Source organism: Pseudomonas sp. 3A(2025) (genome assembly GCF_054589175.1).
The window spans coordinates 851,755-876,810 of sequence record NZ_BAAILM010000113.1 but is presented as its reverse complement, the minus strand read 5'-3'; the positions used below and the strand labels follow the sequence as shown (position 1 = coordinate 876,810).

The 25,056-nt window shown below is 60.6% G+C and carries 23 protein-coding genes; 16 read left to right on the top strand and 7 right to left on the bottom strand.

The window, feature by feature from the left end; genetic code table 11:
* The 9 genes from ACYP2A_RS30645 to lpxC all read left to right on the top strand — a co-directional run.
* Nucleotides 1-75, top strand: a 75-nt coding sequence (locus ACYP2A_RS30645; protein WP_459749849.1) for a hypothetical protein, incomplete at its 5' end; no start/stop codon positions are given.
* A complete protein-coding gene (gene ftsW, locus ACYP2A_RS30640; RefSeq protein WP_459749665.1) occupies nucleotides 72-1,286 on the top strand; it encodes a putative lipid II flippase FtsW in 1,215 nt (404 codons plus the stop codon). The genes ACYP2A_RS30645 and ftsW, both read left to right, overlap by 4 nt.
* Nucleotides 1,276-2,346: an undecaprenyldiphospho-muramoylpentapeptide beta-N-acetylglucosaminyltransferase gene (murG, locus tag ACYP2A_RS30635; RefSeq protein WP_459749664.1), complete on the top strand. Its 1,071-nt coding sequence runs from the start codon at nucleotides 1,276-1,278 to the stop codon at nucleotides 2,344-2,346. Before ftsW ends, murG begins: the two co-directional genes overlap by 11 nt.
* A 13-nt stretch (nucleotides 2,347-2,359) precedes the next feature.
* On the top strand, nucleotides 2,360-3,799 hold the full coding sequence (murC, locus tag ACYP2A_RS30630; protein WP_459749848.1) for a UDP-N-acetylmuramate--L-alanine ligase: 1,440 nt from the start codon (nucleotides 2,360-2,362) through the stop codon (nucleotides 3,797-3,799).
* Nucleotides 3,796-4,755, top strand: coding sequence for a D-alanine--D-alanine ligase (locus tag ACYP2A_RS30625; protein ID WP_459749663.1), 960 nt, complete (start codon nucleotides 3,796-3,798; stop codon nucleotides 4,753-4,755). The genes murC and ACYP2A_RS30625 overlap by 4 nt, the downstream gene beginning before the upstream one ends.
* A 3-nt stretch (nucleotides 4,756-4,758) precedes the next feature.
* Nucleotides 4,759-5,625, top strand: coding sequence for a cell division protein FtsQ/DivIB (locus tag ACYP2A_RS30620; RefSeq protein WP_459749662.1), 867 nt, complete (start codon nucleotides 4,759-4,761; stop codon nucleotides 5,623-5,625).
* Nucleotides 5,626-5,639: 14 nt separating this feature from the next.
* A complete protein-coding gene (gene ftsA, locus ACYP2A_RS30615; protein WP_459749661.1) occupies nucleotides 5,640-6,899 on the top strand; it encodes a cell division protein FtsA in 1,260 nt (419 codons plus the stop codon).
* A 59-nt stretch (nucleotides 6,900-6,958) separates the two neighbouring features.
* Nucleotides 6,959-8,149 (top strand): cell division protein FtsZ, encoded by a 1,191-nt coding sequence (ftsZ, locus tag ACYP2A_RS30610; RefSeq protein WP_459749660.1) that lies wholly within the window; start codon nucleotides 6,959-6,961, stop codon nucleotides 8,147-8,149.
* Nucleotides 8,150-8,261: 112 nt separating this feature from the next.
* Nucleotides 8,262-9,173, top strand: coding sequence for a UDP-3-O-acyl-N-acetylglucosamine deacetylase (gene lpxC, locus ACYP2A_RS30605; protein WP_459749659.1), 912 nt, complete (start codon nucleotides 8,262-8,264; stop codon nucleotides 9,171-9,173).
* A gap of 78 nt (nucleotides 9,174-9,251) precedes the next feature.
* Here lpxC and ACYP2A_RS30600 read toward each other — a convergent pair whose 3' ends face one another.
* Nucleotides 9,252-9,707: a DUF721 domain-containing protein gene (locus tag ACYP2A_RS30600; RefSeq protein ID WP_459749658.1), complete on the bottom strand. Its 456-nt coding sequence runs from the start codon at nucleotides 9,705-9,707 to the stop codon at nucleotides 9,252-9,254.
* A 307-nt stretch (nucleotides 9,708-10,014) separates the two neighbouring features.
* Here ACYP2A_RS30600 and secA point away from each other — a divergent pair, with 307 nt between their 5' ends.
* The 3 genes from secA (at nucleotide 10,015) to ACYP2A_RS30585 (ending at nucleotide 15,103) form a co-directional block, all read left to right on the top strand.
* Entirely contained in the window at nucleotides 10,015-12,750 is a 2,736-nt protein-coding gene (gene secA / locus ACYP2A_RS30595; RefSeq protein ID WP_459749657.1) for a preprotein translocase subunit SecA, read from the top strand.
* A 110-nt stretch (nucleotides 12,751-12,860) separates the two neighbouring features.
* Nucleotides 12,861-14,078 carry a bifunctional glutamate N-acetyltransferase/amino-acid acetyltransferase ArgJ gene (argJ, locus tag ACYP2A_RS30590; protein WP_459749656.1) on the top strand — a complete coding sequence of 406 codons (1,218 nt, stop codon included), beginning with the start codon at nucleotides 12,861-12,863 and terminating at the stop codon, nucleotides 14,076-14,078.
* An 80-nt stretch (nucleotides 14,079-14,158) separates the two neighbouring features.
* A complete protein-coding gene (locus ACYP2A_RS30585) occupies nucleotides 14,159-15,103 on the top strand; it encodes a Nudix family hydrolase (protein ID WP_459749655.1) in 945 nt (314 codons plus the stop codon).
* Here ACYP2A_RS30585 and ACYP2A_RS30580 read toward each other — a convergent pair.
* The 3 genes from ACYP2A_RS30580 to ACYP2A_RS30570 are packed head-to-tail and all read right to left on the bottom strand — an operon-like array spanning nucleotide 15,098 to nucleotide 18,681.
* Nucleotides 15,098-15,664 carry a cob(I)yrinic acid a,c-diamide adenosyltransferase gene (locus ACYP2A_RS30580; RefSeq protein WP_459749654.1) on the bottom strand — a complete coding sequence of 189 codons (567 nt, stop codon included), beginning with the start codon at nucleotides 15,662-15,664 and terminating at the stop codon, nucleotides 15,098-15,100. The genes ACYP2A_RS30585 and ACYP2A_RS30580 overlap by 6 nt on opposite strands.
* Before the next feature lie 14 nt (nucleotides 15,665-15,678).
* Nucleotides 15,679-17,715 (bottom strand): sensor histidine kinase, encoded by a 2,037-nt coding sequence (locus ACYP2A_RS30575; RefSeq protein ID WP_459749653.1) that lies wholly within the window; start codon nucleotides 17,713-17,715, stop codon nucleotides 15,679-15,681.
* Nucleotides 17,716-17,760: 45 nt separating this feature from the next.
* Entirely contained in the window at nucleotides 17,761-18,681 is a 921-nt protein-coding gene (locus ACYP2A_RS30570; protein ID WP_459749652.1) for a putative 2-dehydropantoate 2-reductase, read from the bottom strand.
* A 174-nt stretch (nucleotides 18,682-18,855) separates the two neighbouring features.
* Between ACYP2A_RS30570 and ACYP2A_RS30565 the strand changes: the two genes are divergently transcribed.
* Nucleotides 18,856-19,341 carry a YajQ family cyclic di-GMP-binding protein gene (locus ACYP2A_RS30565; RefSeq protein WP_459749651.1) on the top strand — a complete coding sequence of 162 codons (486 nt, stop codon included), beginning with the start codon at nucleotides 18,856-18,858 and terminating at the stop codon, nucleotides 19,339-19,341.
* An 80-nt stretch (nucleotides 19,342-19,421) separates the two neighbouring features.
* On the top strand, nucleotides 19,422-20,276 hold the full coding sequence (locus ACYP2A_RS30560) for a mechanosensitive ion channel family protein (protein WP_459749650.1): 855 nt from the start codon (nucleotides 19,422-19,424) through the stop codon (nucleotides 20,274-20,276).
* A 3-nt stretch (nucleotides 20,277-20,279) separates the two neighbouring features.
* Here the strand turns inward: ACYP2A_RS30560 and ACYP2A_RS30555 are convergent, their stop codons facing one another.
* Together ACYP2A_RS30555 and ACYP2A_RS30550 are read right to left on the bottom strand one after the other, a co-directional pair.
* Nucleotides 20,280-21,827, bottom strand: coding sequence for an AmpG family muropeptide MFS transporter (locus ACYP2A_RS30555; RefSeq protein ID WP_459749649.1), 1,548 nt, complete (start codon nucleotides 21,825-21,827; stop codon nucleotides 20,280-20,282).
* Between the two features lie 42 nt (nucleotides 21,828-21,869).
* Complete coding sequence (locus tag ACYP2A_RS30550; RefSeq protein ID WP_459749648.1) at nucleotides 21,870-22,241, bottom strand: MGMT family protein; 372 nt, start codon at nucleotides 22,239-22,241, stop codon at nucleotides 21,870-21,872.
* 149 nt (nucleotides 22,242-22,390) lie between these two features.
* Here ACYP2A_RS30550 and ACYP2A_RS30545 point away from each other — a divergent pair, with 149 nt between their 5' ends.
* Complete coding sequence (locus tag ACYP2A_RS30545) at nucleotides 22,391-23,398, top strand: DUF481 domain-containing protein (RefSeq protein ID WP_459749647.1); 1,008 nt, start codon at nucleotides 22,391-22,393, stop codon at nucleotides 23,396-23,398.
* Between the two features lie 17 nt (nucleotides 23,399-23,415).
* Here ACYP2A_RS30545 and ACYP2A_RS30540 read toward each other — a convergent pair whose 3' ends face one another.
* The gene (locus ACYP2A_RS30540; RefSeq protein WP_459749646.1) at nucleotides 23,416-24,174 is read right to left on the bottom strand and encodes an SDR family oxidoreductase; all 759 of its coding nucleotides are present in this window, start codon (nucleotides 24,172-24,174) and stop codon (nucleotides 23,416-23,418) included.
* Between the two features lie 115 nt (nucleotides 24,175-24,289).
* Here ACYP2A_RS30540 and ACYP2A_RS30535 point away from each other — a divergent pair, with 115 nt between their 5' ends.
* A complete protein-coding gene (locus ACYP2A_RS30535; protein WP_459749645.1) occupies nucleotides 24,290-25,021 on the top strand; it encodes a HugZ family pyridoxamine 5'-phosphate oxidase in 732 nt (243 codons plus the stop codon).
* The last annotated feature ends 35 nt before the right edge of the window (nucleotides 25,022-25,056 follow it).

Below are 25,056 nucleotides of genomic sequence, written 5' to 3'. Positions count from 1 at the left end.
GCCAGCCTGGACATGTTCAAGAACTATGAAGAGCGCGGGCGCTTGTTCGCTCGCGCCGTGGAGGAGCTGACATGATTTTCGGCATCCTCAAGCCTTATCCGTCGCCGCTGATCAGCGGCCGGGGCATTGACGTCGATTTCCCGATGCTGGCGGGCTGCCTGGCACTCTTGGGGCTGGGACTGGTGATGATCACCTCGTCCTCCTCCGAAGTGGCTGCGGCGCAGTCGGGCAACACCCTGTACATGATGACTCGTCACCTGGTCTATCTGATCATCGGCCTGGGCGCGTGTGGCGCGACCATGATGGTGCCGGTCGCCACCTGGCAACGCATGGGCTGGCTGATGCTGATCGGCGCGTTCGGCCTGCTCTTGCTGGTACTGGTGCCGGGCATCGGCCGCGAGGTCAACGGCTCTATGCGCTGGATCGGTTTCGGGGCGTTCAACGTCCAGCCCTCGGAGATCGCCAAGGTCTTTGTGGTGCTGTTCCTGGCCGGTTACCTGGTGCGTCGCCAGCAGGAAGTGCGCGAGAGCTGGATGGGCTTCTTCAAGCCGTTCATCGTGCTGTTGCCCATGGCCGGCCTGCTGCTGATGGAGCCCGACTTCGGTGCCACCGTCGTCATGATGGGCGCCGCCGCCGCGATGCTGTTTCTGGGCGGCGTGGGCCTGTTCCGCTACTCGTTGATGGTGGTTCTGGCGGTGGCGGCGGTGTTCGTGCTGGTGCAGGCGCAGCCGTACCGGATGGCGCGTCTGACCAACTTCACCGACCCGTGGGCCGACCAGTTCGGTTCCGGTTATCAGCTGACGCAGGCGTTGATCGCGTTTGGTCGCGGCGAGTGGCTGGGTGTGGGCCTGGGCAACAGCGTGCAGAAGCAGTTCTACCTGCCTGAAGCGCACACCGACTTCGTATTTTCGGTACTGGCCGAAGAACTGGGCGTGGTGGGTTCGCTGCTCACTGTCGGCCTGTTCCTGTTCGTTAGTATTCGCGGCATGTACATCGGCTTCTGGGCCGAGCGCGCCAAGCAGTTTTTCGGTGCCTACACCGCTTATGGCCTTTCGTTCCTGTGGATCGGCCAGTTCCTGATCAACATCGGCGTGAACGTCGGCCTGCTGCCGACCAAGGGCCTGACCCTGCCATTTCTCAGCTATGGCGGCAGCTCGCTGGTGATCTGTTGCGCCAGCCTCGGGCTGTTGCTGCGTATCGAGTGGGAGTCGCGCAACAACATGGGCAGCGAAGAGGCCGAATTCAACGAAAGCGATTTTGCCGAGGAGCCACCCCATGGACGCTAACGTGCTGATCATGGCCGGCGGCACCGGCGGGCACGTCTTCCCGGCGCTGGCCTGTGCCCGCGAGTTGCAGGCGCGTGGCTTTAAAGTGCACTGGCTGGGTACGCCCCGTGGCATCGAGAACGAACTGGTGCCCCAGGCCGGCCTGACCCTGCATCGTATCGATGCCAGTGGTCTGCGCGGCAAGGGCAAGCTTTCGCTGCTCAAGGCGCCGTTGATGCTGCTCAAGGCGTTGTGGCAGGCGCGCAAGGTAATGCGCCAGCTCAAGCCGGCCTTCGTCGTCGGTTTCGGCGGCTATGTCACCGGCCCCGGTGGTCTGGCGGCAAAACTGGCCGGTGTACCGCTGGTGATCCACGAACAAAACGCCGTGGCCGGTACCGCCAATCGCAGCCTGTCCTCGTTCGCCAGCCGCATCTGCGAAGCGTTCCCGGACACCTTCGCCGCCTCGGACAAGCGTCGTACCACCGGCAACCCGGTGCGCACCGAGCTGTTTTTCGAAACACCGCGCCAACCCCTGGCCGGGCGCAAGGCGCGCCTGCTGATTCTGGGCGGCAGCCTGGGTGCCGAGCCGTTGAACAAGCTGTTGCCCGACGCGCTGGCACTGATTGCCGACGATGTGCGTCCAGAGGTGTTTCACCAGGCCGGCAAGCAACATGACCAGATCACTGCCGAGCGCTATCGCACAGCCGGTGTCGAGGCGCAGGTTGCGCCGTTCATTCAGGACATGGCGCAAGCCTATGCCTGGGCCGACCTGGTGGTCTGCCGCGCCGGTGCTCTGACAGTCAGCGAACTGGCGGCGGCCGGCCTGCCGTCGTTGCTGATCCCGCTGCCGCATGCGATCGACGATCACCAGTCGCGTAATGCCGATTATCTGGCCCGTGAAGGCGCAGCCTTCGTGATGCCGCAAGCGACAACTGGCGCCGCCGAGATGGCCAGCCGCCTGAAAGAGGTTTTGATGCAGCCCGAACAGTTGAACAGCATGGCCCGTACTGCCCGCCGTCTGGCCAAACCCGATGCCACCCGTACCGTGGTCGATGTCTGTGTGGAGGTGGCCCGTGGTTGAGAATCAACGCGCCATGCCACAACCGGAAATGCGCCGTATCCGCCGCATCCACTTCGTCGGCATCGGCGGTGTCGGCATGTGCGGCATTGCCGAAGTGCTGTTGAACCTTGGCTATGAAGTGTCCGGCTCCGACCTGAAAAACTCGGCAGTCACCGACCGGCTGACCGCCTTCGGTGCACAGATTTTCATCGGCCACCAGGCCGAGAACACCGTAGGCGCCGATGTACTGGTGGTGTCCAGCGCGATCAATACCTCGAACCCTGAAATCGCCACGGCGCTGGAGCGACGCATTCCTATCGTGCCACGCGCCGAAATGCTCGCCGAACTGATGCGCTACCGGCATGGCATCGCCGTCGCCGGCACCCACGGCAAGACCACCACCACCAGCCTGTTGGCCTCGGTTTTTGCCGCCGGCGGCCTGGACCCTACCTTCGTGATCGGTGGCCGGTTGAATGCTGCCGGCACCAATGCGCAACTGGGCACCAGCCGTTACCTGATCGCCGAAGCCGATGAAAGCGACGCCAGCTTCCTGCACTTGCAGCCGCTGGTCGCCGTCGTCACCAATATCGACGCCGACCATATGGCGACCTACGAAGGCGACTTCAACAAACTGAAGAAAACCTTCGTCGAATTTCTGCACAACCTGCCGTTCTACGGTCTGGCGGTGGTGTGCATCGACGACCCGGTGGTGCGCGAGATCCTGCCGCAGGTCAAGCGCCCAGCCGTGACCTATGGGTTCAGCGAAAACGCCGATGTTCGCGCCATCAATGTCCGTCAGGACGGTATGCGCACCTTCTTCACCGTGTTGCGTCGCGACCGCGAGCCGCTGGACGTTTCGGTGAACATGCCGGGCAACCACAACGTCCTGAACTCGCTGGCGACCATCGCCATTGCCACCGACGAAGGCATCAGTGACGAAGCCATCGTTAAGGGGTTGTCGGGCTTTCAGGGCGTCGGCAGACGCTTCCAGGTGTATGGCGAACTGCCGGTCGAGGGCGGTCATGTCATGCTGGTCGACGACTACGGTCACCACCCGCGTGAAGTGGCTGCGGTCATCAACGCCGTACGGGGTGGCTGGCCGGATCGCCGTCTGGTGATGGTCTATCAGCCACACCGTTTCAGCCGCACCCGCGACCTGTACGACGATTTCGTTCAGGTGCTGGCCGAGTCCAACGTGCTGCTGCTGATGGAAGTCTACCCGGCCGGTGAAGAGCCCATTCCCGGTGCCGACAGTCGCAACCTGTGCCACAGCATTCGCCAGCGCGGCCAACTGGACCCGATTTACATCGAACGTGGCGCCGAGCTGGCGCCGCTGGTCAAGCCGTTGCTGCGTGCCGGTGACATCCTGCTGTGCCAGGGCGCCGGCGATATCGGCGGCCTGGCCCCGCAACTGCTGCGCAGCCCGCTGTTTGCAGGCGCCGTGGCCGCGTCCACCGAAGGTAAGCTGAAATGACTGACCTGAACGCATCCTCATTGCACAGCACCTTGACGCCTGAGGCTTTCGGTCGGGTGGCTGTGCTGTTCGGCGGCAACAGCGCTGAGCGTGAGGTTTCGCTGAAGTCCGGTGGGGCCGTGCTGGATGCCTTGCTGAGCGCCGGTGTGGATGCGTTCGGGATCGATGTCGGCGATGACCTGCTGCAACAACTGAGCGGCGAAAAGATCGATCGGGCTTTTATCGTGCTGCACGGCCGTGGTGGTGAAGACGGCACGATGCAGGGCCTGCTGGAATGCCTGCGCATTCCTTATACCGGCAGTGGTGTTTTGGCCTCGGCACTGGCAATGGACAAGCTGCGCACCAAACAGATCTGGTCTAGCCTGAATTTGCCGACGCCTTTACATGCCGTGTTGCAAAATGAATATGACTGTATTTGTGCAGCGACGGAACTGGGCTTTCCTTTAATCGTCAAACCGGCCCATGAGGGTTCAAGTATTGGAATGGCGAAGGTGAGCGACACGGAACAATTAATTGCCGCCTGGAAAGCCGCCAGTACCTATGATTCAAACGTGTTGGTCGAACAATGGATCGAAGGTCCGGAGTTCACCGTGGCGTGTTTGCGTGGCCGGGTCTTACCGCCGATTGGCCTGGGCACTTCACACAGTTTCTATGATTACGATGCCAAATACCTGGCTGACGATACCCAATACCGGATTCCGTCAGGACTTGATGCTGCACAAGAGCGCGAACTTGAAGCATTGACGGTACGTGCCTGTGACGCTGTGGGTATCACCGGCTGGGCGCGCACCGATGTCATGCAGGACGCCGAGGGCAAGTTCTGGTTGCTGGAGGTCAATACTGTCCCCGGCATGACCGATCACAGCCTGGTGCCTATGGCGGCGCGGGCGGCGGGGCTTGATTTTCAGCAACTGGTGTTGGCGATTCTGGCCGACAGCGTTCAGGCGAGGGGTTAAGGCATGAACGGCGCGTCGGCACGTCAGCAACCACCGGTTCCCGGCCGCAAGCCGGTACCGCGTGGGGCAAGCCGGATGGTGGCCAAAGAGCCGCTGTCGGCGCGTGTACCCAGACCTGGAACCGGGTTTTTAAAATATTTGTTGTGGCCGGTGTTATTGGTTGGGTTGGGCTTTGGCACTTATGAAGGCGCGCAGCGTCTATTGCCTTATGTCGATCGCCCGATCAGTCGCATCAATGTGCAGGGTGATTTGAGTTATATCAGTCAGCAGGCCGTGCAGCAGCGTATTGCGCCTTATGTGGCCGCTCGCTTCTTCACCATCGACCTGGCCGGTATGCGCACCGAACTTGAACAAATGCCATGGATTGCCCACGCCGAAGTGCGCAGGGTCTGGCCGGATCAAGTGGTGATTCGCCTCGAAGAACAGTTACCGGTAGCCCGTTGGGGTGATGAAGCATTGTTGAATAACCAGGGACAGGCCTTCACGCCACGTGAGTTATCCAATTACGAACATCTTCCCCAGCTGTTTGGTCCTCAACGAGCCCAGCAGCAGGTGATGCAGCAATACCAGGTATTGAGTCAGATGTTGCGCCCTATGGGTTTTTCGATAGTGCGTCTTGAATTACGTGAGCGGGGCAGTTGGTTTTTGACGACGGGTGCCAGCAGTGCAGGGCCTGGAATCGAGTTGTTGCTGGGTCGCGATCATTTGGTTGAGAAAATGCGCCGCTTCATTTCGATTTACGACAAAACGCTCAAAGAACAAATAACGAATATTGCACGCGTTGACCTGCGTTATTCCAACGGCCTTGCGGTCGGATGGCGTGATCAGGCAGCGCCGACGGCGGCGAAGCCCGCTGTCGCGAAGAATTGACTAGAGGCAGAACCATGGCAAATGTGCAAAGCGGCAAAATGATCGTCGGGCTGGATATCGGTACCTCCAAGGTGGTGGCGCTGGTAGGCGAAGTCGCGGCCGATGGTTCGCTGGAAATCGTCGGAATTGGCAGCCACCCTTCGCGCGGTCTGAAGAAGGGCGTCGTCGTCAATATCGAGTCCACCGTGCAGTCGATCCAGCGTGCGATCGAAGAAGCGCAGATCATGGCTGGCTGCCGTATCCACTCGGCATTCGTCGGCGTGGCGGGCAACCATATCCGCAGCCTCAACTCGCACGGCATCGTGGCAATCCGCGACCGTGAAGTCAGCTCGGCGGACCTTGAGCGTGTGCTCGATGCGGCCCAGGCCGTTGCCATTCCTGCCGACCAGCGTGTGCTGCACACCCTGCCGCAGGATTATGTGATCGACAACCAGGAAGGCGTACGTGAGCCACTGGGCATGTCGGGCGTGCGCCTGGAAGCCAAGGTGCATGTGGTCACCTGCGCGGTGAACGCTGCGCAGAACATCGAGAAGTGTGTGCGCCGTTGTGGCCTGGAAGTCGATGACATCATTCTTGAGCAACTGGCTTCTGCCTATGCCGTGCTGACCGACGACGAGAAAGAGCTGGGCGTGTGCCTGGTCGACATCGGTGGCGGCACTACCGACATCGCGATCTTCACCGAAGGCGCCATTCGCCACACGGCGGTGATTCCGATTGCCGGCGATCAGGTCACCAACGACATCGCCATGGCGTTGCGCACCCCGACCCAGTACGCCGAAGAAATCAAGATTCGCTATGCCTGCGCCCTGGCCAAACTGGCCGGTGCCGGCGAAACCATCAAGGTGCCGAGCGTGGGCGATCGTCCGCCTCGCGAACTGTCGCGCCAGGCCCTGGCCGAAGTGGTCGAACCTCGTTACGACGAGTTGTTCACCCTGATCCAGGCCGAGCTGCGCCGCAGCGGTTATGAAGATCTGATCCCGGCGGGCATTGTGCTGACCGGCGGGACCTCGAAAATGGAAGGTGCGGTCGAACTGGCCGAAGAAATCTTCCACATGCCGGTGCGCCTGGGCGTGCCGCATAGTGTCAAGGGATTGAGTGACGTCATCCGCAATCCGATTTACTCCACAGGCGTGGGCCTGTTGCAGTACGGCTTGCAGAAGCAGTCCGACGGCATTTCGCTGTCCGGTCTGGGCGTGAGCAGCAGTAACTATGGCGATGAACCAAAGGCTCCCGTGCTAGAGCGCTTCAAGCGTTGGGTTCAGGGTAATTTCTAAGTTCAACGCTTCTAAGTGGTAGCGGGCAGTAACAACTAGAGAGCTGAAGGAGAGGGAAAATGTTCGAACTCGTAGACAACGTCCCGCAGAGCCCGGTAATCAAGGTTATCGGTGTAGGTGGTGGTGGCGGAAACGCCGTCAATCACATGGTCAAGAGCAGCATTGAAGGCGTCGAATTCATCTGCGCCAACACCGATGCTCAAGCACTGAAAAACATCGGTGCACGGACCATTCTGCAACTGGGTGCCGGCGTGACCAAAGGTCTCGGTGCCGGTGCCAACCCTGAAGTGGGCCGTCAGGCCGCACTGGAAGACCGCGAGCGTATCGCGGAAGTCCTGCAGGGCACCAACATGGTCTTCATCACCACCGGCATGGGTGGCGGTACCGGTACCGGTGCTGCGCCAATCATTGCCGAAGTGGCCAAGGAAATGGGCATCCTCACCGTTGCGGTGGTGACCCGTCCATTCCCGTTCGAAGGCCGCAAGCGCATGCAGATCGCCGACGAAGGCATTCGCATGCTGGCTGAAAGCGTCGACTCGTTGATCACCATCCCCAACGAGAAGCTGCTGACCATCCTGGGTAAAGACGCCAGCCTGCTGTCGGCGTTCGCCAAGGCTGACGATGTTCTGGCCGGTGCCGTTCGCGGTATCTCCGACATCATCAAACGTCCCGGCATGATCAACGTCGACTTCGCCGACGTGCGTACCGTGATGAGCGAGATGGGCATGGCAATGATGGGTACCGGCTGCGCCAGCGGTCCGAATCGTGCGCGTGAAGCGACCGAAGCGGCCATCCGCAACCCGTTGCTCGAAGACGTCAACCTGCAAGGTGCACGCGGCATCCTGGTCAACATCACAGCAGGTCCTGACCTGTCGCTGGGTGAATACTCGGACGTGGGCAGCATCATCGAGGCCTTCGCCTCGGATCATGCGATGGTCAAGGTCGGTACCGTTATCGATCCGGACATGCGCGACGAACTGCACGTTACCGTTGTGGCCACAGGCCTGGGCGCGCGCATCGAGAAGCCGGTCAAGATCATCGACAACACCCTGCCAGGCGCAGCGCCACAAGCGCCGGTGCATCAGCAGGCCGTTCGTGAACCTGCTGCCGTCAACTACCGTGACCTGGACCGTCCAACCGTGATGCGCAACCAGGCCCATGCCGGCGCGACTGCAGCGGCTAAACTGAATCCTAACGATGATTTGGACTATCTCGATATCCCGGCCTTCCTGCGTCGCCAGGCCGATTGATTATGTCTATCAGGGGGATTCGGGTAATTGGTGTTCAGCACGGGCTGGGTCTGCTATCATCCCCAGCCTTTGTTGATATCCGTTCGCAACTAGCGCTGAAGCGGCCCATGCCATGATCAAACAACGTACCCTGAAAAATATCATCCGTGCCACAGGCGTCGGTCTGCATTCCGGGGAAAAGGTTTACCTGACCCTGAAGCCCGCACCTGTGAACACCGGTATCGTGTTTTGCCGCACCGACCTGGACCCTGTCGTGCAGATTCCTGCGCGGGCGGAAAATGTCGGCGAGACCACTTTGTCGACCACCCTTGTCCAGGGCGATATCAAGGTCGATACGGTCGAGCACCTGCTGTCGGCCATGGCTGGCCTGGGCATTGATAATGCCTATGTCGAGCTGTCCGCCTCCGAAGTGCCAATCATGGACGGTAGCGCCGGACCTTTCGTGTTCCTGATTCAATCGGCCGGCCTGCAAGAGCAGGAAGCACCCAAGCAGTTCATCCGTATTCTGCGCGAAGTCACTGTGGAAGAGGGCGGTAAACGCGCCACTTTCGTGCCTTTCGAAGGCTTCAAGGTGAGTTTCGAAATCGACTTCGATCACCCGGTATTTCGTGATCGGACCCAAAGCGCCAGCGTGGATTTTTCCAGCACTTCCTTCGTCAAGGAAGTCAGCCGCGCCCGTACATTCGGCTTCATGAGTGACATCGAGTACCTGCGCAAGCACAACCTCGCACTCGGCGGCAGCGTTGAAAACGCCATCGTGGTCGACAAGGAAGGCGTATTGAACGAAGACGGCCTGCGTTACGAGGACGAATTCGTCAAGCACAAGATCCTGGACGCCATTGGCGACCTTTACCTGCTGGGCAACAGCCTGATCGGCGAATTCCGTGGCTTCAAATCCGGCCACGCGCTGAACAACCGTCTGCTGCGCACGCTGATCGAACAGAAAGATGCCTGGGAAGTCGTGACTTTCGAGGACGCCAGTACCGCACCTATCTCCTATATGCGCCCTGTAGCGGCAGCATAAGGTAACGCTTTACTCTCTTTCCTTTCTTTTAAGGCCGCCTTCGGGCGGTCTTTTTTTTATGCTGGAAATCAAACGGCCTCAACTGCCGGCCTTGCCATGACTCGCAAGGCGCTCCAGGGCAGCGCGCAGTTTGGGGTCGCTGATACCTTCGGCGGTGGCCTGAATGTTTTCTGCTGCCGTCAGCGAAAGGTCGATGGTGTGCGTCGCTGCCCCTTGTTGCACGTGCGGCGGCTGCACTTTGAACAGAATGCGGGTCAGGCTGGCAAACTCGTCAAAAATCACCAGCTGGCGTTGCAGGCGCCGTTGCTGATAGCGCAGGCGTGTGGCCCAGTGGCCGTTGGTGACCACCAGCAGCAGGCAGCCTTCGCGCCATGACGCGACATGGCAGTGCTCGCGCGCCGCCGGTTGCAACTGGCTTTCGACCAGACGTTGCAGGTGGCTGAGGCGCTCGGCCTGGCGAATGAGTGCCCGCAGCGGTTTGGCATCGCGCAGCAATACCGCAGGTTGTCGGGCGTCGATAGGACGAAAAGCCATGAAGTGCAATGCCAAGGGTCACAAGGCGGCAATCTTAACAGAAAGTGTCGCGCGTCCTGCATGGCGCAACTCCACGGCTGTCACCGCCTGCCACACGTGAAGTTTCACCTTTGGGGAGGGTTGAAGTCGGACAAAAAGCCCCCATTGAACCTGCGCCCCCTTACAGCGCTGTGCCAGCATCGTGGAATAACGCCACTTTCCTCACCACCGTTTCCGGGTAGAATGCTCGTTCGCATGCGACCATGAGGGTCGCACGGGCGACTCACGGGGCCGCCCTCCATTCCTATGTGTGGAAGATCCTGTCGATATGTTTGCGCCTTTGTTAAAAAAACTTTTTGGAAGCAAGAACGAGCGTGAAGTCAAACGCATGCTCAAGACGGTACAGATCGTCAATGCCTTCGAAGAGCAAATGGTGGCCCTTTCGGATGAGCAACTGCGTGCCAAGACCGAAGAGTTCAAGGCCCGCATAGCCAAAGGCGAAACCCTCGATCAACTGCTGCCTGAAGCCTTTGCCGTAGCCCGTGAGGCCGGCAAGCGCGTGATGGGCATGCGTCACTTCGACGTCCAGCTGATTGGCGGCATGACCCTGCACGAAGGGCAGATCGCCGAGATGCGTACCGGTGAGGGCAAGACCCTGGTCGGTACTCTGGGCGTGTACCTCAACGCACTGTCCGGCAAGGGCGTGCACGTCGTAACGGTCAACGATTACCTGGCCCGCCGCGACGCCAACTGGATGCGCCCGCTGTATGAATTCCTCGGCCTGACCGTAGGGATCGTCACGCCGTTCCAGCCGCCGGAAGAAAAACGCGCCGCCTATGCTGCCGATATCACCTACGGTACCAACAACGAGTTCGGTTTCGATTACCTGCGCGATAACATGGCCTTCAGCATGGAGGACAAGTTCCAGCGCGAGCTCAACTTTGCGGTCATCGACGAAGTCGACTCGATCCTCATCGACGAAGCCCGTACCCCGTTGATCATCTCCGGCCAGGCCGAAGACAGCTCGCGCCTGTACACCGAGATCAACCGTCTGATTCCGACCCTCAAGCAGCATGTCGAGGAAGTCGAAGGCCAGGTCACTCAGGAAGGCCATTACACCATTGACGAAAAGACCCGCCAGGTCGAACTCAATGAAGCCGGTCACCAGTTCATCGAAGAAATGCTCACCACAGCAGGCCTGCTGGCCGAAGGCGAAAGCCTGTATTCGGCGCATAACCTGGGTCTGTTGACCCACGTGTATGCCGGCCTGCGTGCGCACAAACTGTTCAACCGCAACGTTGAGTACATCGTCCAGGACGGTCAGATATTGCTGGTTGACGAGCACACCGGTCGTACCATGCCGGGCCGTCGTTTGTCCGAAGGCCTGCACCAGGCCATCGAAGCCAAGGAAAATCTCAATATCCAGGCCGAAAGCCAGACCCTGGCATCGACCACGTTCCAGAACTACTTCCGTCTGTACAACAAGCTGTCGGGCATGACCGGCACCGCAGACACCGAAGCGTTCGAATTCCACCAGATCTACAGCCTGTCGGTGATGGTCATCCCGCCGAACAAGCCGTTGGCGCGTAAAGACTTCAACGATCTGGTGTACCTGACCGCCGAAGAGAAGTACGCGGCCATCGTCACCGACATCAAGGCCTGCCTGGCCGAAAATCGTCCGGTGCTGGTGGGTACGGCGACCATCGAAACCTCCGAGCACATGTCGGCCCTGCTCAAAAAAGAGGGTATCGATCACAAGGTTCTCAACGCCAAGTTCCACGAAAAAGAAGCCGAGATCATCGCCCAGGCCGGTCGCCCTGGCGCACTGACCATCGCCACCAACATGGCCGGTCGTGGTACCGACATCCTGTTGGGCGGTAACTGGGAAGTGGAAGTGGCCAGCCTGGAAGACCCGACACCTGAGCAGATCGCGCAGATCAAGGCCGACTGGCAGAAGCGTCACCAACAGGTCATCGAGGCCGGCGGCCTGCATGTGATCGCTTCCGAGCGTCACGAATCGCGCCGTATCGATAACCAGTTGCGTGGCCGTGCCGGTCGCCAGGGCGATACCGGTTCGAGCCGTTTCTACCTGTCGCTCGAAGACAGCCTGATGCGTATTTTCGCCTCTGACCGGGTGAAAAACTTCATGAAGGCGCTGGGCATGCAGTCCGGTGAAGCCATCGAACACCGCATGGTCACCAACGCCATCGAGAAAGCACAGCGCAAGGTCGAGGGCCGCAACTTCGATATCCGCAAGCAATTGCTGGAATTCGACGACGTGTCCAACGAGCAGCGCAAAGTGATCTATCACATGCGCAACAGCCTGTTGGCAGCGACCAATATCGGCGACACCATTGCCGACTTCCGTCAGGAAGTGCTGAACAACCTGATCAGCCAGCACATTCCGCCGCAATCGTTGCCCGAGCAGTGGGACGTGGCCGGTCTGGAGGCTTCACTGAACTCGGACTTCGCGGTGAAACTGCCGGTCCAGCAGTGGCTGGACGAAGACGATCACCTGCACGAAGAAGGCCTGCGCGCCAAGCTGCTCGAACAACTGCTCGGCGCTTACCACGAGAAGGAAGAGCAGGCCAGTGCTGACGCCCTGCGCACCTTCGAGAAGCAGATTCTGCTGCGCGTGATCGACGACCTGTGGAAAGACCATCTGTCGACCATGGATCACCTGCGTCACGGTATCCACTTGCGCGGTTATGCCCAGAAAAACCCGAAGCAGGAATACAAGCGCGAGTCGTTTACCCTGTTCCAGGAGCTTCTGGATTCGATCAAGCGCGACACCATTCGTGTGCTGTCCCACGTCCAGGTGCGTCGCGAAGACCCCGAGGAAGAAGAAGCCCGTCTGCGTCGCGACGCCGAAGAGCTGGCCCAGCGCATGCAGTTCCAGCATGCCGAGGCGCCTGGCATCGAGCAGGTTGCAACCGAAGACACCGAAGAGCTGGCGGTCACCGCCGCAGACCCGGTACGCAACGACCAGAAGCTGGGTCGCAACGAAGTCTGCTGGTGTGGTTCGGGCAAGAAGTTCAAGCACTGCCACGGTCAGATCGGCTAAGCCGCTGCCCGTGAACACCACGCCGCGACCGGCCTTGCCGTCGCGGCGTTTTTTCATTGATCGCCGTACCGATAGGCGGACGGCGCAGAGATAGCTCAAGGAGCGCACGCATGGCTGTTGGTCTTGGTCCTTTGCCTACATTGCACCCGGTTGCCGGTTTTGAACTGGGTATTGCCTCGGCCGGTATCAAGCGACCCGGCCGCAAGGACGTGGTGGTCATGCGCTGCGCCGAAGGCTCCAGCGTCGCCGGTGTCTTCACCCTCAACGCTTTTTGCGCCGCCCCGGTCATCATTGCCAAGCAGCGCGTACAGGGCACCGTCCGTTACCTGCTGACCAACACCGGCAATGCCAACGCCGGTACCGGCGAGCCAGGCCTGGTTGCCGCCAGGCGTACCTGCGACAAGCTGGCCGAGCTGACCGGCGTGCCGGCCGAGGCCGTGCTGCCGTTCTCTACCGGCGTGATCGGCGAGCCATTGCCGGTCGAAAAGATCGAAGGCGCTCTGCAAGCTGCGCTGGACGACCTGTCTGTGGATAACTGGGCGGCCGCTGCCACCGGTATCATGACCACTGACACCCTGCCAAAGGGCGCCAGCCGCCAGTTCCAGCACGACGGCGTGACCGTGACCGTGACCGGTATCAGCAAGGGCGCGGGCATGATTCGTCCGAACATGGCGACCATGCTTGGCTACATCGCCACCGATGCCAAGGTCTCGCAAAGCGTTCTGAAAGACCTGATTCTCGATGGTGCCAACAAGTCGTTCAACCGCATCACCATCGATGGCGACACCTCGACCAACGACTGCTGCATGCTGATCGCTACCGGCCAGGCCAACCTGCCGCAAGTCACCGAAGCCAGTGGCCCGCTGTTCGAAGCACTGAAAAAGGCGGTCTTTGAAGTGTGCATGGAAGTGGCCCAGGCCATCGTGCGTGACGGCGAAGGTGCTACCAAGTTCGTGACCGTTCAGGTCAACGGCGGCGGCAACCATCAGGAATGCCTGGACGTCGGTTACGCCGTGGCTCACTCGCCGCTGATCAAGACCGCGCTGTTTGCCTCTGACCCCAACTGGGGCCGTATTCTGGCTGCTGTCGGCCGTGCCGGCGTGCCGAACCTCGACGTCAGCCTGATCGACGTGTTCCTCGGTGAAGTGTCCATCGCCAGCAAGGGCGGCCGTTCGGCGACCTACACCGAAGCACAGGGCGCCGAAGTCATGGCCCGCGAAGAAATCACCATCCGCATCGAGCTGGGCCGTGGCGAGTGCAACGAGACCATCTGGACCACCGACCTGTCGCACGAATACGTAAAAATCAACGCCGAATACCGCACCTGATCCCGCGCGGCCGCTCCGTCGCAGGAGCGGCCGGGCGGCGATCCGCTTTAGTCGCGAAGGCATAAAGAGGAACCCGTGCAATGAAACGTATCCACGTAGTAGCGGCCGTGATTCGCGGCCACGATGGCCGGATTCTCATCGCCCGGCGCGCCGATACCCAGCATCAGGGCGGTCTCTGGGAATTTCCCGGTGGCAAGGTCGAGGAGGGCGAAGCGCCCTGTCTCGCACTGGGGCGTGAATTGCAGGAAGAGCTGGGTATCGAGATTCAGGCGGCGCGTCCGCTGATCAAGGTGCAGCACGATTACCCGGACAAACACGTGTTGCTGGATGTCTGGGAAGTCTCGGCATTCAGCGGCGAGCCGCATGGCGCCGAAGGCCAGCCATTGGCCTGGGTCACGCCACGCGAGTTGCCCGACTACGAATTTCCGGCGGCCAACCAGCCGATCGTCGCGGCTGCGCGCCTGCCCGACCAGTACCTGATTACCCCCGAAGGCCTTGAAAACGGTGAGCTGCTGCGCGGCATCCAGCGTGCTGTTGCCCAAGGCGCGAAATTGATCCAGCTGCGCGCACCGGGCGGCTATGACCCTGCCTACCGCGATCTGGCGGTGGATGCGGTCGGTCTGTGTGCCGGCAAGGCGCAATTGATGCTCAAGGGGCCGCTGGAGTGGCTGGGCGACTTCCCGGCTGCCGGCTGGCACCTGACTGCCGCCCAACTGCGCAAATACGCCAGCCGTGGCCGGCCGTTCCCGACCGAGCGCTGGTTGGCGGCCTCGTGTCACAACGCCGAAGAACTGGCCCTGGCCGAGCAGATGGGCGTCGACTTCGTCACCCTGTCACCGGTGCAACCGACCCAGACTCACCCGGATGCCCAACCGCTGGGCTGGGAGCAGGCCACACAATTGATTGCAGGCTGCAAAAAACCGGTGTTCCTGCTCGGCGGTGTCGGCCCCGACCACCGCCAGCAAGCCTGGGACAGCGGCGCCCAGGGTATCGCCGGCATCCGCGCGCTCTGGCCGGTCTTATAAGACCGGCTTTGCCGCCGCCTGCCATAAAATCTCGGCCACGCCCTGGCGCCTGGCAATCAACCGTGCCGCCACGAACAACAAATCCGAAAGCCGGTTGATGTACGCCAGCCCCACGCCTTGCAAGGGCTCGACGGCATTGAGCTGCTGGCAGCGGCGCTCGGCGCTGCGGGCCAGGCTGCGGCACACATGGGCCTGAGCGATCAGGGCCGAGCCGCCGGGCAGGATAAAGTTTTCCAGCGGTCCCAGCTCTTCGTTCCAGAGGTCGATCGCTGCTTCAAGACGCTCGATTTCCAGCGCATTCAACGCCTGATAAGCCGGCATCGCCAGTTCGCCACCCAGATCGAACAAACGGTGCTGGCAAGGTGCAAGCACCTCGATCAGCTCGGTCAGCGCTGCATCGTTCAGCCCGGCCAGCAATACCCCCAACTGGCTGTTGAGCGTATCGACCTCGCCAATCGCTTCGATGCGCGGATGATCCTTGGCCACCCGGCGGCCGTCGCCCAGCCCGGTTTCGCCGCTGTCTCCGGTACGTGTATAGATTTTCGACAGGCGAAAGCCCATGTGTGTCGCTCCGTTCAAGACTTGCTTATGACAGATGCCGGCTCGGTGACCTGATTGGCCACCAGCGGCAGGCGCAGGGTAAAGCAGGTGCCCAGGCCGATGGATGACTGCACTTCCATCTGGCCTTTGTGGTTGTTGGTGATGATGAAATAGGACACCGACAGACCCAGGCCGGTGCCCTGGCCGATTTCCTTGGTGGTAAAAAACGGCTCGAAGGTGCGCTTGCGTACGTTCTCCGACATACCGATACCGTTGTCCTCGACCTGGATTTCTGCCCATGGCGGATTGAGCCGGGTGCGCAGGGTAATGCGCCCGGGCTCCTGGTCATCGTTGCGCTGGTGAATCGCTTGCGCTGCGTTCTTGAGCAAATTGAGCAGTACCTGTTCCAGCTCGTTGGCGATACACGGCACCGGCTCCAGCGCTGGGTCGAACTGGCGAATGATGTGCTGACCTTTGAAGTCGAAGCCGATACTCAGGTCAAAGTCGTTGCTGGCGATTTCCAGCGCCTGATCGATCAGCGCCGGCAAATCGCATGGCGCCAGTTGCCGGTTGCTCAGGCGGCTGAAGTTGAGCATATGGCTGACGATCTTGGCTGCCCGGGCGCCGGCCTGCTGGATACCGTCGAGCAGGGCAGGCACTTCCCGGCCGGTCAGGTAGCGGTTGACCTGTTCCAGGTCGAGACCGTCGCTTTGTGCCTGTTCGAGATTCTTCGGCAGGTCCGGCGACAGTCGGCGGCGAATGTTCTGCACGTTATGCAGAATCGCCCCCAGCGGGTTGTTGATCTCATGCGCCATACCGGCAGCCAGGCCGCCGACCGAGAGCATTTTTTCCGACTGCACCATCATTTCTTCCAGCGAAATGCGCTGGGTGATGTCGTCGATGCGGATCACCACGCCTCGCCCGGCGTCACCGGTCAGCGGATAAAAGGTCAGCGCATAGTGGCGGGGTTCGTCCTGCTTGATCCAGGTCACCCGCTCGATCTTGGTGACGCTGTGTTGTTCGACGGTCTGCTTGAGCTGCGGCATGAACGAGCGCATCGGCTCGAAGGCGATAAAGATCGGCTGGTTGAGGGCTTCATCCAGCCGCGTGCCAGACAGCGTGGTTGCCTCCTGATTCCACTGGGTGACGTAAAGCTGCTCGTCGAGGGCGATCATGGCCGAGGGCATCGAATCGATAATGCTGTTGAGGTAGTTCTGAAAACCGGTGAGTTTCTTTTCGATCTTGCCGCGCACCTGCACTTCCAGCTCCAGCTTGCGGTTGGTACGCCGGGTTTCCTCGGCCAGCCCGCGGGCTTGATCGTAAGCTTCCTGCGACTCGTCGCGGGCGCGCTTGAGCTGCTGCTCGCGCGCCTCGATGCGCGCCAGCATGGTATTGAAGGCCGAGGCCAGGCTGCCAATTTCGTCTTTGTTGCCGGGGCCGACGCGCAGGGCGTAATTTTCCTCGCGAGTCACCTGGCGCGACAGTTCTTCAAGCTGATAGATCGGCTCTGTGATCAGCCGGCGAATCTGCCGGGCGACCACTACCCACAACAGGATGCTGAACACCAGAATGCCCAGACTTGCGGTCAGGGTGCCGCTGTAGAACGCGGCGGGCAACTCACTGCTGGCGACCAGCAGCAAATGCCCCGGCGGCTGATCGCCCTTGGGCACCGTAATCACCTGGGTGCTGCGAAACTCGGTCAGCCGCCAGTTCTCGATGCCGCTGTAGTGGGTCGGCAGGTCCAGCACCTCGCCCTGTTGCAGTTGCGCCAGACGCTGACCGTCGTTGTCGTAGATCGCGGCAGCGCGCAGCGGGCCGTAGCTTCTGAGTTCACTCAGCAGTGCCCGGGCATCATCGCTTGAGTTGAGTGCCCGTTCGTTGAGGTTGGCGCTACTGATCAGGCGCCCGATGGTCTGTAGCGCCTGTGGCGCCATGGCTTCCTGAGAAATGTAATAGGCCGCGCCGATAAAGGTCAGGTTGGCCACCAGCAGCACTGTGGTCAGCAGGACCAGCAAGGCCGCCAGCAGCTTCTGGCCTACGGGCAGGTTATCTAGGCGCTGACGCAAGGGCATGGGCAGATCACACGGCGACGGTTTGTGCCAGCAGGGTAGCGCGGGCTAGTCGCTACGCAAACCCTTGGTGCTCAGATGCCGGCACAACCGCTCGTATAACTGCTGCAAATGCGGTGTGGTGCATTGATGACGTAAAGCGGCAGCACTGGCGTAGCCCAGCAGATAAGCGATTTCGGTACGCCGGCCATGAGCGACGTCCTGATACATCGACGAATAGTTGGCGGCTGTTGCCTGAATGACCCGTAACACATCGCTGTGCAGGTCCTGCGCCGCTGCGGGCTGGCCGCAGCGCTCCAGCAGTTCGGACAGTTCTGCGCACAGGGTCGCGACTTCGCACGGGTGCTCAAGCAGGCCGCCGTTGCGACAGTCGTGCAGCACGGTCAACGGGTTGATCGCGCAATTGAGCGCCAGCTTGCGCCACAGGCGGGTCAGTATGTCTGGCGTCCACTCGTGGCTGATGCCGCTGCTGTGCAGGTCGGCAAGCAATGCCGAAGGCGCTGCGGGGTTGCGTACATCACCCAGCCAGTTGAAGCCGTGCCCGGCAAAGCGTACCCGCCAGTCGGACTCGCGAAAGGCGCCTTCGGTGCTGGAGGCAAAAATGCAGCGCCGTGTCGGGATCAGCGCCGCCACGGCCTCCTGACTGCCCATGCCGTTCTGCAGCAGGATGACTTCGGCATTCGCGCTCAGGCGTGGCGTCAGGCGGGCGATGGCCTGTTCGGCGTCATAGGCCTTGCAGGCCACCAGCAGGCGCTCGACAGGTTCGCCACTGTCGTAGGTCTGGGCTTGAATCGACAGCTGTTCGCAACGATCCGGTTCGATCAGGGTCAACTGGCTGTCTTGAGCGTTGTAGGCGGCCAGCCGCGCCGCATCGCGTAAAATCAGGCGCACCGGCAGGCCTGCCCGTGCCAGTCGCGCCGCCCACAGCCCGCCCAGGCTGCCGGCGCCGAGAATGTGCCAGGTCGTCATTGGCAGCGCCTGCAAGCGCTGTGCGGGGCAAATGTGTGCAGCAAATCGGGGTCAGACATCAAGGCTCGCAGTGAAGGCTGGAAAAGTCTCGTTATAATGACCGCTCTTTCAAACCGTCAAGTCATGCGTGCCCGTTACGTTTTTTCGTGCACGCCGTTCAATTGGAGAATAGACATGCCCTCGTTCGACGTAGTGTCCGAACTGGATAAACACGAAGTCACTAATGCCGTCGACAACGCGATCAAAGAGCTGGACCGCCGTTACGACCTCAAAGGCAAAGGGACTTTCGAGTTCAAGGAAAAGGACCTGGCGATCACCCTCACCGCCGAAGCGGACTTCCAGCTCGAAGCGATGGTCGAGATTCTCAAGCTGTCGCTGGTCAAGCGCAAGATCGACGCCAAATGCCTGGACATCAAGGATGCCTACGCTTCGGGCAAGCTGGTGAAGCAGGAGGTGACCTTGCGCGAAGGGATCGACAAAGAGCAGGCGAAGAAAATCGTCGCGCACATCAAGGACGCCAAGCTCAAGGTCCAGGCCGCCATCCAGGGTGAGCAACTGCGCATTACCGGTAAAAAACGCGACGACCTGCAGGACGCCATCGCTCTGCTGCGCGCCTTCGATGCCGAGCTGCCGTTGCAATACAACAACTTCCGCGATTGATGGTCACCAGGCCGCTTGGGGAACCTGGCGGCCTGGTTGGGTTCAAGTGTTGTCGATTGACCGTTTTCAAGGAGTAACTGATGGATTTGAATGCTGAAGTGGATCACCTGTGGAGAGCTTCCCAGTCCTGGATTCCACTGATCATGCAATATGGCAGTCGTGTGTTGCTGGCCCTGGTGACCCTGTGCATCGGCTGGTGGCTGATCAACCGCCTGACCAACAGGGTCGGCGCCTTGCTGGCGCTGCGCAATGCCGATCAGGCACTGCAAGGCTTTGTCAGCAGCCTGGCCAATATCATTCTCAAGGTGTTGCTGATCATCAGCGTCGCCTCGATGATCGGCGTCGAAACCACCTCGTTCGTGGCCGCCATCGGTGCTGCCGGTCTGGCCATCGGCCTGGCCCTGCAAGGCAGCCTGTCGAATTTTGCCGGCGGCGTGCTGATTCTGTTGTTTCGCCCGTTTCGTATCGGTGACTGGATCGAGGCCCAGAATGTGTCGGGCACAGTCGACAATATCCAGATTTTCCACACCATCCTGCGTACCGGCGACAATCGCACGGTGATCGTGCCCAACGGCATTCTGTCCAACGGCATCATCACCAACACCAACCGCCAGCCAACCCGCAAGATCGCGTTCGACGTGGGCGTCGATTACGACGCCGACCTGAAAAAAGCGCTGCAGGTGCTGCTGGACATGGCCGATGACCCACGGGTGCTCAAGGACCCGGCGCCACAGGCGGTGGTGACGGTGTTGGGCGACAGCGCGATTACCCTGCAGCTGCGGGTCTGGACCAAGACCGGCGACCTCGGCGAGGTGCTGTCGAAGTTCAACATCGAGGCCCGCGACCGCCTGAAGGCCGCCGGTATCGAGATTCCTTACCCGCAACGCGTGATTCGCGTGGTACAGGACGCGCCGAAGGATCTGTCCAGGGTTTAAGCGTCAGGCCTGGCCCTTTTCGTTTTGCGCTATCGCGTCCTCATCCTGCGGTTGAATCTCCCGATTCCACTGCAGGATGATCATGATCAGGGTCGGCACCCCCAGCAGGGCCGTGATCAGGAAGAAGTTGTGATAGCCAAGTTTTTCCACCATCACCCCTGAATAGCCGCCGATCAAGCGTGGCAGCAGCAGCATGATCGAGCTGAGCAGTGCGTATTGGGTAGCCGAGAAACGCAGGTTGGTCAGGCTCGACAGGTAGGCCACGAACGCCGATGTCGCCAGCCCCGAACTGAAGTTGTCCAGCGAGATGGTCAGCACCAGCATCTGCACGTTCGGCCCCATGTCGGCCAGCAGCAGGAACAGGATATTGGTCGCCGCCGAACTCAGGCCGCCGATGAACAGAATCGGCATGATGCCGAAACGCACGATCAACAGACCGCCGGCGCCGGCACCCAGCAGGGTCATGACCAGACCGAAAATCTTGCTGACACTGGCAATCTGATCCTTGGTAAAGCCCTGATCGATATAGAACACGTTGGCCATGACGCCCATCACCGTGTCTGACATCCGGTACGTGGCGATCAGCCCCAGCAGCAGCAGCGCCTGCCAGCGATAGCGCATGATGAAGTCGTTGATCGGCGTCAGCACCGGCGCCAGTCCGCGACGCCCCATCGATGACAGGCAGGCCACGGTGAGCAGGGTGTAGAGAATGGCGCGCAAAAAGGCGCGGTCTTCAAGCAGCAGGTCGGTCCAGCCGGTGGTGCCGAACAGCACGCTGGCAAAATCGGTGTTGTACAACTGAGTGAACATCGCCGGCACCGAGACCAACAGCACAATCAGCACGAACACCGACGCCAGTTGATGGGTAAAGCCATAGCGCGCCGCCGACAGCTGGGTGCGCATCGGCACCGGTGGCTCGCGCATGATGAAGGTGACCGCCAGGGCGGGCAGCATCAACAGCCCGAACAGCACATAGGTGCCGGTCCAGGCCGAGTGTTTGTAGGCAAAGCCGGTGGAGCCGAAGCCTTCGGCAAAATACAGGGCGCCGGCGGTCGACAGCAGGGCGGCAACCCGATAGCCGGACATATAGCTGGCCGCCAGTGCGGCTTGCTGAGTGTCGTTGGCGATTTCCAGGCGGTAGGCATCGATGGCGATGTCTTGCGTCGCCGAAGCAAAGGCGACGACCACGGCAATCGCGATCAGCCAAGATAAATGCTGTTGAGGGTCGCAAAAGCCCATGCCGATCAGGCCCAGGATCACCAGTGTCTGCGACAACACCAGCCAGGAGCGGCGGCGCCCCAGTTTGCCGAGAAATGGCAGACGCCATTGGTCGAGTAACGGCGACCACACCCATTTGAATGCGTAAGCCAGGCCGATCAGGCTGGCATAGCCGATGGTTTCGCGGGCGACTCCGGCTTCGCGCAACCAGACCGAGAGGGTGGAGAACACCAGCATGTAAGGCAGACCGGCAGCGAAACCGAGCAGCAACAGCACTAAGGTCGACGGGCTGGCATAAGCGGCGAGCGCGGCGCGCCAGGTTTTACGGGGCATGAGCTGGGAACTGCCTCAGGTAACTAAAACAAAGGGCGCACTCTAACCGCTGTGCTGCATCAGATGCCAGCCATGACGCTGCATATCCACACGATTATTACGGATGGTAATACCTTCGGCGCGCAGCCGGGCGCGTTGCTCGTCCCCTGAGGCGGTGCCGGCCTGCAGGCTGAGCCGACCGCCGGCGCCCAGCACCCGGTGCCATGGCAGGTTCGAACCCTCCGGCAACTGGCTCAAAGTGCGCCCGACCCAGCGTGCAGCACGTCCCAGCCCGGCCAGGTGCGCCAGTTCGCCATAGCTGATGACATGGCCTGGCGTAATCTGGCTGAGGGTCAGGTACAGCGCAGTGCGCCGGGCCTCGGCTGGAGAAAGGCCCGTGGGATCGTCGACAGATGAGGGTGCGGTTTTGTTCATGTTTATTCGACTTTATTCGACGTAAGGTCTGTGGGATTTGAACTACAGAATATTCCAGGGGTCAGTGGTAGTCGCGCCCCCTGGCCGTTCTTCCTGAAGCGCGCCAGACGGATAATGCCTGAATTTTCGCCAGAGCCCGGTAGCTGCTTATGTTGTCCAGAACCCTGTTGTGCCTCGCTGTAACCTGCGCTTCAACGCCACTGCTTGCCGACACTGTCTGGTTGAAGAATGGTGATCGCCTGACCGGCACGATCAAGATGTTCGACGGCGGCAAGCTGCTGTTGCAGACCGACTACGGCGGATCGATCCCGCTGGACTGGGCACAGGTCAAGACCCTTGAAAGTAAGGAACCGTTGCTGGTCAAACAGAGCCAGTACACCGGTGAGGTTGCCCAGTCGCTGCAAGCCAGTGACGAGGGCAAGGTAGTACTGGCCAATGGCGCTGCGCCCAAGACCGTCGAGCTGGCCAGCATCCAGCAGATCATCAAGCCGAAACCGGTGGTCACCGATCTGGTCTGGAAAGGCAATATCGATGCGGCCATGGACTTTCAGAAGGCCGAGAACGACACCGACGACTACAACCTGTCGTTCAAGACCTCGGCACGCCACAACCGCTGGCGGCACAACGCCAAGGGCGAATACAACCGCGAAACCCAGGACGATGTGGTCAGCACCGACAACTGGAGCGCCGAGTACTCGCTGGATTACTTTATCACCGACAAGTTTTTCTGGGATGGCCGGGTCAACTACAAACGCGACAAGATCGAAGACCTGACCCGCGAACGCACGGTCGGTACCGGTCCTGGCTATCAGTTCTGGGACGACGAGCTGGGTGCCTTCAAGGTCGGTGCCTTGCTCAACCGCACCGACTACGAATTCACCAATGGCCAGAAAGAAAACTTCTACGCCGTGGCCGGTACCTGGGATTACAACCGTTATCTGGTGGGCAAGAAGTTCGAGTTCTTCACCAACGGCGAGCTGGGCAAACCGCTGAGCAGCGTGGCCGACTACGCGCTGGATGTCGAAGTCGGCCTGCGCTACAAGGTCACCGACTGGGCTTCGCTTAACCTCAAGGCCGAAAAAGACATCATCAGCGGCTCCAGCAACGGCGATGTCGACAAGACCCGTTACACCGCAGGCTTCGGCGTGACCTGGTAATCGTTGTATCGCTGCGTTCAAATCCGCATGGCACCATCGAGCTCCAGCACCCGGCCGCTGAAATAGTCGTTTTCCAGAATGAACGCCACTGCATGGGCAATCTCCTCGGGAGTGCCCATGCGTTTGAGCGGGATGGCCGAGGTCATCTTCTCCAGTGCCTCGGGTTTCATGCTGGCGGTCATTTCCGTTTCGATGAACCCCGGTGCAACCGCCGCTACGCGAATGCCATAACGCGCCACCTCCCTTGCCCAGGTCACGGTCGCAGCCACTACCCCCGCCTTTGACGCCGAGTAGTTGGTCTGGCCGATATTGCCGGCCCGCGAGATCGACGAAATATTGATGATCGCGCCCTGACTCTTCTGCTCGACCATTTTCGCCACCACTTCACGTGTGCACAGGAACACCCCGGTCAGGTTGACATCGATCACCGACTGCCACTGGGCCAGGCTCATGGTGCTGATCTGCCCGTCCTTGACCTTGACCAGCAGGCCGTCGCGCAGGATACCGGCGTTATTGATCAGCCCGTGAATGGCGCCGCTGTCGGCGGCAATCCGCGCTACCGTGTAGACCACCTGCGCTTCATCCGCCACGTTGCACAAGTAGGCGCGGGCCTCGACGCCCAGCGCGGTAAGGTCTGCCACCGCAGCATCGAGTTTGCCCTGGTCGAGGTCCAGCAACGCCAGGTTGGCGCCGCGAGACGCCAGGTGACGAGCCATCGCCAGGCCCAGGCCCTGGCATCCGCCGGTAATAATGATTAACTTGCCTTTCAATTCCATGTGCACGCCCATCGAACAAGTCATAGTGATGGCATGTCGGGCATGCCGCTGACTCATAGTTATAGCAGTCGACCTGCAAGCGTTGGTCTGCAACAAAACCATAAAAGGAAACATTATGAGCGTGAAAGCCTCTCGATCGGCCCGCGAGCTTCTGCTGCGCGAATACCGCGGCGTCTTGTCGACGCACTCCAAATCGATGCCGGGCTTTCCGTTCGGCTCGGTAGTGCCTTATTGCCTCGACGGCCAGGGCCGGCCGCTGATCCTGATCAGCCGTATCGCCCAGCACACCCATAACCTGTTGCAAGACCCCAAATGCTCGCTGCTGGTCGGCGAGCGTGAGGCCGCCAATGTCCAGGCGGTAGGGCGTATCACGCTGATGGCCGAAGGGCACAAGCTCACCGACCCCGAAAGCATCGAGGCGGCTGCCCGCCGTTACTACCGCTATTTTCCCGAGTCGCAGAACTATCACAGTGCCCATGATTTCGATTTCTGGGTGCTGACCCCGGTGCGTTACCGCTACATCGGTGGCTTTGGCGCGATTCACTGGCTGGATGATGTCGCCCTGGCCAATCCGTTTGTCGGAGCCAGCGAAACCGGCATGGTCGAGCACATGAATCAGGATCACGCCCAGGCCATTGCCCATTATGTGCAACTGGCGGGGCTGCCGCAGACCGAGCCTGCGCAGATGGTCGGCGTCGACAGCGAAGGCCTGCATTTGCGTATCGGACAGGCATTGTTCTGGTTGCCGTTTGCGCAAACCTGCAACACTCCGATACAGGTTCGCGAAGCCTTGGTTTATCTGGCTCGCGCCTCGCAATGGCCGACTCCTGAGACAGCCGGGGCTTGATTTAACGACTTTCCGGCTGCAAATAGGGTCTATTG

Bases quoted from the DNA above. Each gene is read 5' to 3' on its own strand.
- argJ (WP_459749656.1), top strand. From the start codon at position 12,861: ATGGCTGTTGGTCTTGGTCCTTTGCCTACATTGCACCCGGTTGCCGGT.
- ACYP2A_RS30540 (WP_459749646.1), bottom strand. From the start codon at position 24,174: ATGGAATTGAAAGGCAAGTTAATCATTATTACCGGCGGATGCCAGGGC.
- ACYP2A_RS30550 (WP_459749648.1), bottom strand. From the start codon at position 22,241: ATGAACAAAACCGCACCCTCATCTGTCGACGATCCCACGGGCCTTTCT.
- ACYP2A_RS30535 (WP_459749645.1), top strand. From the start codon at position 24,290: ATGAGCGTGAAAGCCTCTCGATCGGCCCGCGAGCTTCTGCTGCGCGAA.
- ftsA (WP_459749661.1), top strand. From the start codon at position 5,640: ATGGCAAATGTGCAAAGCGGCAAAATGATCGTCGGGCTGGATATCGGT.
- ACYP2A_RS30545 (WP_459749647.1), top strand. From the start codon at position 22,391: ATGTTGTCCAGAACCCTGTTGTGCCTCGCTGTAACCTGCGCTTCAACG.
- ACYP2A_RS30625 (WP_459749663.1), top strand. From the start codon at position 3,796: ATGACTGACCTGAACGCATCCTCATTGCACAGCACCTTGACGCCTGAG.
- ACYP2A_RS30555 (WP_459749649.1), bottom strand. From the start codon at position 21,827: ATGCCCCGTAAAACCTGGCGCGCCGCGCTCGCCGCTTATGCCAGCCCG.
- ACYP2A_RS30580 (WP_459749654.1), bottom strand. From the start codon at position 15,664: ATGGGCTTTCGCCTGTCGAAAATCTATACACGTACCGGAGACAGCGGC.
- ACYP2A_RS30620 (WP_459749662.1), top strand. From the start codon at position 4,759: ATGAACGGCGCGTCGGCACGTCAGCAACCACCGGTTCCCGGCCGCAAG.
- ACYP2A_RS30575 (WP_459749653.1), bottom strand. From the start codon at position 17,715: ATGCCCTTGCGTCAGCGCCTAGATAACCTGCCCGTAGGCCAGAAGCTG.
- ACYP2A_RS30565 (WP_459749651.1), top strand. From the start codon at position 18,856: ATGCCCTCGTTCGACGTAGTGTCCGAACTGGATAAACACGAAGTCACT.
- ACYP2A_RS30560 (WP_459749650.1), top strand. From the start codon at position 19,422: ATGGATTTGAATGCTGAAGTGGATCACCTGTGGAGAGCTTCCCAGTCC.
- murC (WP_459749848.1), top strand. From the start codon at position 2,360: ATGCCACAACCGGAAATGCGCCGTATCCGCCGCATCCACTTCGTCGGC.
- secA (WP_459749657.1), top strand. From the start codon at position 10,015: ATGTTTGCGCCTTTGTTAAAAAAACTTTTTGGAAGCAAGAACGAGCGT.
- lpxC (WP_459749659.1), top strand. From the start codon at position 8,262: ATGATCAAACAACGTACCCTGAAAAATATCATCCGTGCCACAGGCGTC.
- ACYP2A_RS30600 (WP_459749658.1), bottom strand. From the start codon at position 9,707: ATGGCTTTTCGTCCTATCGACGCCCGACAACCTGCGGTATTGCTGCGC.
- ftsZ (WP_459749660.1), top strand. From the start codon at position 6,959: ATGTTCGAACTCGTAGACAACGTCCCGCAGAGCCCGGTAATCAAGGTT.
- ACYP2A_RS30585 (WP_459749655.1), top strand. From the start codon at position 14,159: ATGAAACGTATCCACGTAGTAGCGGCCGTGATTCGCGGCCACGATGGC.
- ACYP2A_RS30570 (WP_459749652.1), bottom strand. From the start codon at position 18,681: ATGACGACCTGGCACATTCTCGGCGCCGGCAGCCTGGGCGGGCTGTGG.
- murG (WP_459749664.1), top strand. From the start codon at position 1,276: ATGGACGCTAACGTGCTGATCATGGCCGGCGGCACCGGCGGGCACGTC.
- ftsW (WP_459749665.1), top strand. From the start codon at position 72: ATGATTTTCGGCATCCTCAAGCCTTATCCGTCGCCGCTGATCAGCGGC.